Raw genomic sequence first — 10,553 nt, 5'->3', positions numbered from 1 at the left:
ACCGACACCGGCGGCATCGACGACAACAGCTTCAACCAGACCGCCTGGAAGGGCGTGGAGGACGCGGTATCGGAGCTCGGCGTGACCGGGCGCTATCTCGAATCCACGGCCGAGACCGATTACGAGGCGAACATCAACTCGCTGCTTGGCGAGTGCGACATCATTATCACCGTGGGCTTCCTGCTCGGCGACGCCACCAAGAAGGCGGCCGAGGCCAATCCGGACCAGATGTTCTCCATCGTCGATTTCGCCTATGATCCGACGATCCCGAACGTGCTCGGCCAGGTCTATGCCACCGACGAGGCTGCGTTCCTCGCGGGCTATCTCGCCGCCGGCATGACCCAGACTGGGACGCTCGGCACCTTCGGCGGCATCAACATCCCGCCGGTGACGATCTTCATGGACGGCTTCTACCGCGGCGCGATGTACTACAACGCCCAGAACGGCACCGAGGTCACCGTGCTCGGCTGGAATCCCGACACGGGCGAGGGGCTCTTCACCAACAATTTCGATTCGCTCGACGACGGGAGGGCCTTCGCGCAGAATCTCTACGACGAGGGCGCGGACATCGTGCTGCCGGTGGCGGGGCCGGTCGGGCTTGGCTCGGCGGCGCTGGCGGACGAGCTGGGCATCGACGCGCTCAAGATCGTCGGGGTCGATGCCGATCTCTACCTGACCGACCCGGAGAAGAAGCACGTCTATCTGACCTCGATCACCAAGCGCATGGATGCCACTGTGCGCGAGGTGATCGCGCTCGCCCAGGCCGGCGATTTCGAGGGCGGGGTGCTCGTGGGCACGCTTGAGAACGGCGGCGTCGATCTCGCGCCCTTCCACGACATGGAGGATCTGGTGCCCGCCGAGCTGAAGGAGCAGGTCGAGGCGATCCGGGCCGGCATCATCGACGGCTCGATCGCGGTCGACGGCTGAGCCCGCCCCGCCGCCCCCGCGCGGGGCGGCGGATCCCGTCCGCTTCAGGAGGTCCCGATCTTGGACGTCGAGCTCCGCGGCATCACCAAGCGCTTCGGACCCATCACCGCCAACCGGAACGTGAACCTCACCATCCGGGCGGGCGAGGTGCTCGGGCTCCTGGGCGAGAACGGCGCGGGCAAGTCGACGCTGATGACCGTGCTCTGCGGGCTCTATTCCCCGAGCGAGGGCGAGATCCTGATCGACGGAAAGCCGGTGCGCTTCGCCGGGCCGGGTGACGCCATCGCCGCGGGGATCGGCATGGTGCACCAGCATTTCATGCTGATCCCGGTCTTCAGCGTGGCCGAGAACGTCGTGCTCGGCGTCGAGCCGACAGGAAGGCTCGACCGGCTCGATTTGGTCACCGCGCGCGCCCAGGTCCGCTCGATCAACGAGACCTACGGGCTCGAGGTCGACCCGGACGCCCTGGTCGGGGATCTGCCGGTCGGGCTGCAGCAGCGCGTGGAGATCATCAAGGTGCTGTTCCGCTCGGCGGAACTCGTGATCTTCGACGAGCCGACCGCGGTGCTGACGCCGCAGGAGGTGGAGGATTTCTTCAAGATCGTGCGGTCGCTGCGCGACGACGGCAAGGCGATCGTCTTCATCACCCACAAGCTCAACGAGATCCTCGAGATCGCCGATCGCATCAGCGTGCTGCGCGCGGGCGAGATCGTCGGCGAGGGCGACCCCAAGGCGCTCAGCGAGGCCGATCTCGCCGAGATGATGGTGGGCCGGCCCGTCAGTTTCACCGTCGCCAAGGCGCCCTTCGCGCCGGGGGAGGTCCTGCTCGAGGTCGACGATCTGACCGTGCTGCGCGACGACGATTCGCTCGCCGTCGACAGGCTGGACCTGCAGGTGCACCGGGGCGAGATCGTCGGGATCGCCGGCGTCCAGGGCAACGGCCAGACGGCGCTCGTGGAGGCGCTGACCGGGCTGGCGCGGATCGCGGGCGGAACCCTGCGCTTCGCCGGCGGCGACATCACCCGCGCCAGCACCCGCGAACGCCACCGGCTCGGCATCGCCCATATCCCCGAGGATCGCCAGCGCACCGGGCTGATCCCCGCCTTCACCATCGCCGAGAACATGGTACTCGACACCTATTACGACGAGCGCTTCTCCGCCGGGCCGGTGATCCGCTGGGATGCGGTCAATCGCGCCGCGGCGCGTGCCTCGATCGATTTCGACGTGCGCACGGATTCGGTCTTCAACGCGGTCGGGACCCTCTCGGGCGGCAACCAGCAGAAGGTCATCATCGCCCGCGAGATGTCGCGCGACACCCAGCTCCTGATCGCCGCGCAGCCCACGCGCGGGATCGACGTCGGCTCGATCGAATACATCCATCGGCGCATCGCCGAGGCGCGCGACGAGGGCGACGGGGTGCTGATCGTCTCCTCGGAGCTCGACGAGATCCTCGCGCTCTCGGACCGGATCGTGGTGATGTTCCGCGGCCGGATCGTGGCGGAGTTCGACGGCAACGATCCGGGCATCAGCAGGAAGGCCATCGGCCTGGCCATGGCGGGAGCGACGGCATGAGCGAGCGGGAGACCGAAGCGGGGCTTGCGGAATCGCTCCTGCGTCGCGCCGCGCCCGACCGTTCGGAGTTCGAGGATCTGGTGATCGTGCCGATCTTCGCGGTGGTCGTGGCGCTGATCCTCGGCGCGCTGACCATGCTCGCCACGAACGTCGACCTGCCGACCATCGGCAAGTCCTATCTCGCGCTCGTGCAGGGCTCGGTGGGCTCGCTCAACGCGCTTTCCGAGACGCTGACCGCCGCCGCGCCGCTGACGCTCGCGGGCCTCGGGATCGCGCTGGGCTTCCGCGCCGGGCTCTTCAACATCGGCGCCGAGGGGCAGCTGCTGGTGGGCGGCATGGCGGCGGTGATCACCGGATTCTCCTTTCCCGGCCTGCCCATGGCGATCCACCTGCCGCTGGCGCTCCTGGCCGGCGCCGTCGCCGGCGGGCTCTATGCCGGCATCGCCGGCTGGCTGAGGGCCGCGACCGGGGCGCATGAGGTGATCCTGACCATCATGCTCAACCTGATCGCCTTCCGGCTGGTCGACTACATGCTGCGCCTGCCCTGGATCCAGCGGGAGGGCCGCGCCGACCCGATCTCGCGCTCGGTGCTGACGAGCGCCGAGCTGCCGCGCATCTTCACCTGGCTCGATCCGAACCTGCGGCTGCACTTGGGCATCGTGTTGACACTGGCGGCCGTGCTCCTGGTGCATTGGGTGCTCTTCCGGACCAAGCTCGGCTTCGAGTTCCGCGCAAGCGGCGCCGGTCCGGACGCGGCGCGCTACGCGGGCATGCGGGCGGGGCTGCTGATCGTGATCGTGATGGCCTGCGCAGGCGCGCTCGCCGGCCTTGCGGGCGCCAATCAGGTGCTGGGCGTGCTCGGCAGGGCGACGCCGGGCTTTTCCTCTGGCATCGGCTTCGACGCCATCGCGGTGGCGCTGCTCGGGCGGTCGCATCCCTGGGGCGTGCTGGCCGCGGGGCTGCTCTTCGGGGCGCTGGAGGCCGGGGGGCGGCAGATGCAGGTGAGCGCCGGGGTCAGCATCGATCTCATCGGCATCATCCAGGCGCTGATCATCGCCTTCATCGCCGCGCCGCTCCTGGTGCGTGCGATCTTCCCCTGGGGTTTCCGCCGCGCCGCAAAGACGCCGAAGGAGTGAGACGGTGACCGCGATGCCCGATACTCCCGACATCCCCGCCCGTCCGGCCCGCAAGCTCGATACCGCGAGGCAGCGCCAGGCGCGCGTCGCGGGCTGGGTGCTGATGGGGCTGGCGGTGCTGGTGGCGCTGGTCTTCGCGCGCGACAGCGCGGGAATGGCCGTGTTCCGGCTCTCTCGGCCCAACGATCCGCTGGCGCTGCCCGATCTGGTCGTCGCCGCCGCGCCCTACAACTACTTCGCCGCGGCGCTGCTGGCCTTTCTCGGGGCGCGGCAGTTCATGCGCGGCGGCATGCGCTGGACCAGCCTCTCGCTCGGGCTCGGGCTCTTCATCGCGGTGACGGCTTTTCTCGTCTGGGCCACCGCCGGCAAGGCCTTCTCGCTGACCGGAATGCTGCAGGCGACCGTTGTTCGGGCGGTGCCGATCGCGCTCGGCGGGCTGGCGGGCGTGCTCTCCGAGCGGGTCGCGGTGGTCAACATCGCCATCGAGGGCATGCTGCTCGCCGGGGCCTTCACCGGCGCGCTGATCGGCTCGCTCCTCGGGGGCTGGGGCGGGCTCGCCGCGGCGGTGGCGATGGGCGGCGTCTTCGGCTTCATCCTCGCCGCGCTGGTGGTGACCTATCGCGTCGACCAGATCATCGCCGGCGTGGTCATCAACCTCTTCGTGCTGGGCGTGACCTCCTATGTCAGCAGCCAAGTCTATCAGGAGTACCGTTTCCTCAACAACGCGCCGGTCTTCGCGCCGGTCAAGATCCCGCTCCTCGGCGACCTGCCGGTGATCGGGCCGGTGCTCTTCAACCAGAACCTCTTCGTCTACGGCGCCATGGTCATGGTGGCGGTGGCGACCTATTACCTCTTCCACACCCGCTACGGGCTGCGCGCCCGGGCGGTGGGCGAGCATCCGCGGGCGGCCGACACCCTGGGGATCAACGTCTATCGCACGCGATACATCAACGTCACGATCGCGGGCATGGTCGCGGGCTTCGGCGGCGCCTGGTTCACGCTCGGCTCGGTCGGGCGCTTCGACGAGAACATGACCGGGGGGCGCGGCTACATCGGGCTGGCGGCGATGATCTTCGGGCGCTGGCATCCGGTGGGCGCGCTGGCCGCGGCGCTGGTCTTCGGCTTCGCGGATTCGCTGCAGCAGAAGCTCGCGCTCCTGCAGACGCCGATCCCGTCGGAATTCCTCGCCATGGCGCCCTATATCGCCACCATCGTCCTGGTGGCCGGGCTCATCGGCCGCGCCCGCCCGCCGGCAGCCGACGGCCAGCCCTATATCAAGGAATAGGCCCGGCGGGGGGGGCCGATGCCGGTCGTCCCGCCGCAGGCCGGGGCGGCTTTGCGGTGGACTGCGCGGGCGCGCCGGTGAATGATCCCGCAGGCCGCGCGCCGCGCCTCCGGGACCCCTGCACATGCGATCATCGACCCGCCTTGCCGTGCTCCTGACCTCGGGCCTGGTCCTGGCTGGCGCACTGGTGCTGCTCGCCATGGGCCGGTCCCCGATCTGTCCCTGCGGCACGATCCGTCTCTGGAACGGCGTGGTGACGGGGCCGGAGAATTCCCAGCAGCTGAGCGACTGGTACACGCCATCGCATGTCATCCACGGCTTCCTCTTCTACTGGGCGCTCGCCATCCTCGTGCCGGGGCTGGCCTTCCGCTGGCGGCTCCTGATCGCGACCCTGGTGGAGCTCGCCTGGGAGATCGTCGAGAACACCGACATGGTGATCGACCGCTACCGCGCCGTGACCGTGTCGCTGGACTACTACGGCGACAGCGTGCTGAACTCGACCTCCGACGTGCTCTTCATGATGCTGGGGTTCTGGCTGGCGTCGCGGCTGCCGGTCTGGCTCTCGGTGGCGATCGTGATCGGCTTCGAGCTCGCCACGACGATTCTCATCCGCGACGGGCTGGCGCTCAACGTGCTGATGCTGCTCTGGCCCTCGGAAGCCATCCGGCTCTGGCAGGCGGGCGGGTGATCGCCGATGCGACAGGTGGAATAGGCTTTGAATGCCCGGCGATCAGCCCCTAGACTCCGCCCCCATGACCACCGCGCTCATCACCCATCCCGACTGCCTCGGCCATGTCAATCCGCCGGGCCATCCCGAAAGGGTGGAACGGCTGCAGGCGATCGCCGCGGCGCTGGAAGGCGAGGAATTCGCCTATCTGGTGAGGGTGGAGGCGCCGCTCGCGGAAGACACGCAGATCCTGCGCGCGCATCCGGCGGGCTATCTCGCCTCCCTCGCCGAACGGCTGCCGGAGCGGAGCTTCGCGGCGCTCGATGCCGACACCTTCCTCTGTCCCGGCTCGCTGGCGGCGGCGCGGCGCGCGGCGGGCGCGGTGGTCCAGGGCGTCGACATGGTCATGGCTGGCGAGGTCCGCAACGCCTTCTGCGCGGTGCGCCCGCCTGGTCATCATGCCGAGACCGAGACGCCGATGGGCTTCTGCCTCCTCGGCAATGCGGTGATCGGGGCGCGGCACGCGCTCGAGGCGCATGGGCTCGCGCGGGTGGCGATCGTCGATTTCGACGTGCATCACGGCAACGGCACGCAGGATCTGGTCTGGAACGACGCGCGCATCCTCTTCGCCTCCACCCAGCAGATGCCGCTCTATCCCGGGACCGGGGCGGCCAGCGAGCGCGGCGCCCATGGCCAGATCGTCAACGTGCCGCTGCCGCCGGGCGCCGGCGGGGCGGAGTTCCGCGCGGCCTTCGGGGCGAAGGTCCTGCCGGCACTCGAGGCCCATGCGCCGGAACTGGTGGTGATCTCGGCGGGTTTCGACGCGCACCACCGGGATCCGCTCGCCAATCTCAACCTGCGCGAGGCGGATTTCGCCTGGGGGAGGGCGGAGATCTGCGCGCTCGCCGACCGCCATGCCGCAGGACGCGTCGTCTCGACTCTCGAGGGCGGATATGATCTTGGGGCGCTCGCCGCGTCGGTCGCGGCGCATGTGCGGGTGCTGATGGAGCGGGGGCATGGCTGAGAAGGACGCGGCACCGGTCGCGGGGATGAGTTTCGAAGCGGCGCTGGCCGAGCTCGAGAAGGTGGTCGGGCGGCTCGAATCCGGCGAGGTGCCGCTGGAAGAATCGATTGCGCTCTACGAGCGGGGTGCGGAGCTGCGCAGCCATTGCGACGAGAAGCTGAAGGCCGCCGAGGCGCGGGTGGCCGAGATCACCCGGGGCCCGGACGGAACCACGGGCGCGCGCCCGGTCGACATACCCTGAGGCGATGGATCCCCGGACGCTGAAATTCCATGCGGTCCTGAGCCAGGCCGCGACCCGGGTCGAGGCGGCGCTGGACGGCTTCCTGCCGAAGGCGGGCGCGCCGCTGGCCGAGGCGATGCGCCATGCGGCGCTTTCCGGCGGCAAGCGGATGCGCGCCTTCTTGGCGATGGAATCGGCCGCGCTCTTTCACGTTCCCGCCGCCCAGGCGCTGCGCACCGCGGCGGCGGTGGAATGCGTGCATGCCTACAGCCTCGTGCATGACGACCTGCCCTGCATGGACGACGACGCGCTCCGGCGCGGCAAGCCGACCGTGCATGTGAAATGGGACGAGGCGACGGCGGTGCTGGTCGGGGATGCGCTGCAGGCGCTCGCCTTCGAGATCCTCGCCGCACCCCAGGGCGGGATCGAGCCGCGGCTCCAGGTGCGGCTGGTGGCGCGGCTGGCGGAGGCCGCCGGCCCGGCGGGGATGGTCGGGGGCCAGGCGCTCGACGTGGCCGCCGAGGCGGCCGCCGCGCCGCTCACGCTCGAGGAGATCACCGCGCTCCAGGGGCTGAAGACCGGCGCGCTGATCGGCTGGGCGGCGGAATCGGGCGCGATCCTGGGGAAATCCGACAGCGCCCCCCTGCGCGCCTATGCGGCGGATCTGGGGCTGGCGTTCCAGATCCGCGACGACATCCTCGATCTCGAGGGCGATCCGGAGGCCGCCGGCAAGCGGCTGCGCAAGGACGAGGCGGCGGGCAAGGCGACCTTCGTGACCCTGCTCGGGCCGGGGGGCGCGGCGCAGAAGGCCCGCGAGCTGGCCGCGCGGGCCTGCGACGTGCTCGCCCCCTACGGATCGGCGGCGGAGAACCTGCGCCTGGCCGCCGAATTCGCCGTGGCGCGCGAAAGCTGATCCGGCGGAGGAGCGAAGCATGAGCGACACGCGACCCAAGACGCCCCTTCTGGACCGGGTCGACGTGCCGGCCGATCTCAAGGGATTGACCAATGCCGAGCTGCGCCAGCTCGCCGACGAGCTGCGCGCGGAGACGATCTCGGCGGTCTCCGAGACCGGCGGGCATCTCGGCGCCGGGCTCGGGGTGGTCGAGCTGACCGTGGCGATCCACGCAGTCTTCAACGCGCCCAAGGACAAGCTGATCTGGGACGTGGGCCATCAGTGCTATCCGCACAAGATCCTGACCGGGCGACGCGACCGGATCCGCACTCTGCGCGCCGGCGGCGGGCTCTCGGGCTTCACGCGGCGCGCGGAGAGTCCCTACGATCCCTTCGGCGCGGCGCATTCCTCGACCTCGATCTCGGCCGGGCTCGGCTTCGCCGTGGCGCGGGATCTCGGCTGCGAAGGCGTCGGCGACGTGGTGGCGGTGATCGGCGACGGCGCGATCTCGGCCGGCATGGCCTATGAGGCGATGAACAATGCCGGGCACATGGACCGGCGGCTGATCGTGATCCTCAACGACAACGAGATGTCGATCGCGCCGCCGGTGGGCGCGATGTCGAGCTATCTCTCGCGACTCTATGCCGGGGCACCCTTCCAGGATTTCAAGGCGGCGGCGAAGGGGGCGGTGCGGCTCCTGCCGCAGCCGTTCCAGGACGGCGCGAAGCGGGCGCGCGAGCTGGTGAAGGCCGCGACCGTCGGCGGCACGCTCTTCGAGGAGCTGGGCTTCTCCTATGTGGGGCCGATCGACGGGCACGACATGGAGCAGCTCCTGTCGATCCTGCGCACCGTCAAGGCCCGCGCCGACGGGCCGGTGCTGATCCATGCGCTGACCCGCAAGGGCAAGGGCTATGCCCCGGCGGAGGAATCCTCCGACCGCTACCATGGCGTCGCGACCTTCGACGTGGTGACGGGCGCGCAGAAGAAATCCCCTTCAAACGCGCCGACTTACACGAAGGTCTTCGCGAATGCCCTCATCCGCGAGGCCGAGGAGGACAAGCGCATCGTCGCGGTGACGGCGGCGATGCCGGACGGGACGGGGCTCGATCTCTTCGCCAGGCGCTTCCCCGAGCGATGCTTCGACGTGGGCATCGCCGAGCAGCATGCGGTGACCTTCTGCGCCGGGATGGCGGCGGGGGGGCTGAAGCCCTTCTGCACGATCTATTCCACCTTCCTGCAGCGCGGCTACGACCAGGTGGTGCATGACGTGGCGATCCAGTCGCTGCCGGTGCGCTTCGCCATCGACCGGGCCGGGCTGGTGGGGGCGGACGGGCCGACCCATGCCGGGGCCTTCGACATCGCCTTCCTTGCCTGCCTGCCGAATTTCGTGGTCATGGCCGCGGCCGACGAGGCGGAGCTCGTGCATATGGTCGCGACCGCGGCGGCGCTCGACGACCGCCCGAGCGCCTTCCGCTATCCGCGGGGCGAGGGCATGGGCGTCGAGATGCCCGAGCGCGGCGTACCGCTCGAGATTGGCCGCGGCCGGATCCTGCAGGAGGGGCGGGGCGCCGCGATCCTGTCCTTCGGCGCGCGGCTGGGGGAATGCCTCAAGGCCGCGGAGAGCCTCGGCGCGCGGGGCATCCGGCCCACGGTGGCGGATGCGCGCTTCGCCAAGCCGCTCGACCGGGATCTGATCCTCGGCCTGGTGGCCGGGCACGAGGCGCTGATCACCATCGAGGAGGGTTCGGTGGGCGGCTTCGGCAGCCATGTGGCGCAGCTTCTCGCCGAGGCCGGCGTCTTCGACCGGGGGCTGAAGTTCCGCTCGATGGTGCTGCCCGACAGCTTCATCCAGCAGGACAGCCCGGCACGCATGTACGAGGTCGCGGCGATGAATGCGGCGCAGATCGAGGCGCGGGTCCTCGATCTGATGGGCCTGGCGCAGGTCGGCGCACGGCGGGCCTGAAGCGGCTGCACGGTGCGTACACAACCCGTGCACGCTCCATGCACCCTCCATGCACGCGCAAGGGAGCAGGCCGTCAGCCCCGGCGCACGAGGATGACGCCAGCGAGCACGAGGGCGAGGCCGGCGAGGCGGAGGAGCGAGAGCGGGCGGTGCTCGAGGCCGAAGGCGCCGAAATGGTCGGCGAGGGCGGCGCCGAGCAGCTGGCCGCCGACGACGCAGAGGAAGAACAGCAGCGCCCCGGTCGCCGGTGCGATGACCACGCCGCCGGCGACGAAGGCGGTGCCGATCAGCCCGGCGAGGTAGACCCACCAGGGCACCGAGGCGAGGGCCGCCCGGCTGGTGTCGCCGCGATCCCCGAGCCCGAAGAGCACGAGGCTGCCGAGGAAGGCCACGAGGATCGAGATCGTGGCGGCGGTGATCGGCGAGCCGGTGGCGCGCGCCAGCACCGCGTTGATCAACGGTTGCATCGCGACGACGATGCCGAGGGCGACCGCGGCCGCGAGGTAGATCCAGATGTACATGGCGATTCCGGGCATCGGGCTCCCAAGGGAGCCTAGGCGCTCGCGGGGGCGAGGGGGAGGGGCATTCGGCGTGGACGCAGCGGCGTGGGGATCTATCTGGTCGGCAATGGCGGGGAGGCGGCGATGCTGAGAGGGATGCTGCTGGCGATGCTGCTCGCGGCGCCGGCTGCGGCGGAAGAGGTCGATCTGGAGCTGGTGCTGCTGGCGGATGCGACCGGCTCCATCGACGACGCCGAGATCCGCCTGCAGCGCGAGGGCTATGCCGCGGCGCTGCTCGACCCGGAGGTGCTCTGGGCGATCCGCAACGGCGGCGCGCTCGGCCGGGTGGCGGTGACCTACGTCGAATG

Annotated in this window: 11 protein-coding genes; 10 read left to right on the top strand and 1 reads right to left on the bottom strand. The window is 70.2% G+C overall.

Going from position 1 to position 10,553, the window contains the following annotated elements:
• The 9 genes from V7050_RS13090 to dxs all read left to right on the top strand — a co-directional run.
• The coding region (locus V7050_RS13090; RefSeq protein WP_324410643.1) for a BMP family lipoprotein at positions 1–927 on the top strand (927 nt) is incomplete at its 5' end.
• Positions 928–987: 60 nt separating this feature from the next.
• The gene (locus V7050_RS13085) at positions 988–2,499 is read left to right on the top strand and encodes an ABC transporter ATP-binding protein (protein WP_324365189.1); all 1,512 of its coding nucleotides are present in this window, start codon (positions 988–990) and stop codon (positions 2,497–2,499) included.
• Entirely contained in the window at positions 2,496–3,635 is a 1,140-nt protein-coding gene (locus tag V7050_RS13080) for an ABC transporter permease (protein WP_324365188.1), read from the top strand. Before V7050_RS13085 ends, V7050_RS13080 begins: the two co-directional genes overlap by 4 nt.
• A gap of 13 nt (positions 3,636–3,648) precedes the next feature.
• A complete protein-coding gene (locus V7050_RS13075) occupies positions 3,649–4,920 on the top strand; it encodes an ABC transporter permease (protein WP_324365192.1) in 1,272 nt (423 codons plus the stop codon).
• 124 nt (positions 4,921–5,044) lie between these two features.
• Positions 5,045–5,608, top strand: a complete 564-nt coding sequence (locus V7050_RS13070) for a DUF2585 domain-containing protein (protein WP_324365187.1) — start codon at positions 5,045–5,047, stop codon at positions 5,606–5,608.
• A 64-nt stretch (positions 5,609–5,672) separates the two neighbouring features.
• Positions 5,673–6,611 (top strand): histone deacetylase family protein, encoded by a 939-nt coding sequence (locus V7050_RS13065; protein ID WP_324410640.1) that lies wholly within the window; start codon positions 5,673–5,675, stop codon positions 6,609–6,611.
• Positions 6,604–6,852, top strand: a complete 249-nt coding sequence (locus tag V7050_RS13060) for an exodeoxyribonuclease VII small subunit (protein WP_324365185.1) — start codon at positions 6,604–6,606, stop codon at positions 6,850–6,852. The genes V7050_RS13065 and V7050_RS13060 overlap by 8 nt, the downstream gene beginning before the upstream one ends.
• A gap of 4 nt (positions 6,853–6,856) precedes the next feature.
• The gene (locus V7050_RS13055) at positions 6,857–7,744 is read left to right on the top strand and encodes a polyprenyl synthetase family protein (protein ID WP_324365184.1); all 888 of its coding nucleotides are present in this window, start codon (positions 6,857–6,859) and stop codon (positions 7,742–7,744) included.
• A 19-nt stretch (positions 7,745–7,763) separates the two neighbouring features.
• Complete coding sequence (dxs, locus tag V7050_RS13050; RefSeq protein ID WP_324365183.1) at positions 7,764–9,686, top strand: 1-deoxy-D-xylulose-5-phosphate synthase; 1,923 nt, start codon at positions 7,764–7,766, stop codon at positions 9,684–9,686.
• 73 nt (positions 9,687–9,759) lie between these two features.
• On the opposite strand, the gene V7050_RS13045 is transcribed toward dxs, so the two are convergent.
• Entirely contained in the window at positions 9,760–10,221 is a 462-nt protein-coding gene (locus tag V7050_RS13045; RefSeq protein WP_324410638.1) for a DMT family transporter, read from the bottom strand.
• A 108-nt stretch (positions 10,222–10,329) separates the two neighbouring features.
• Here V7050_RS13045 and V7050_RS13040 point away from each other — a divergent pair.
• On the top strand, positions 10,330–10,553 hold a 224-nt coding region (locus tag V7050_RS13040; RefSeq protein WP_324410636.1), incomplete at its 3' end, for a DUF1194 domain-containing protein.

The sequence above is a fragment of the Amaricoccus sp. genome (genome assembly GCF_036846665.1).
Classification (GTDB): domain Bacteria; phylum Pseudomonadota; class Alphaproteobacteria; order Rhodobacterales; family Rhodobacteraceae; genus Amaricoccus.
This window is presented reverse-complemented; position numbering and strand designations above follow the sequence as displayed.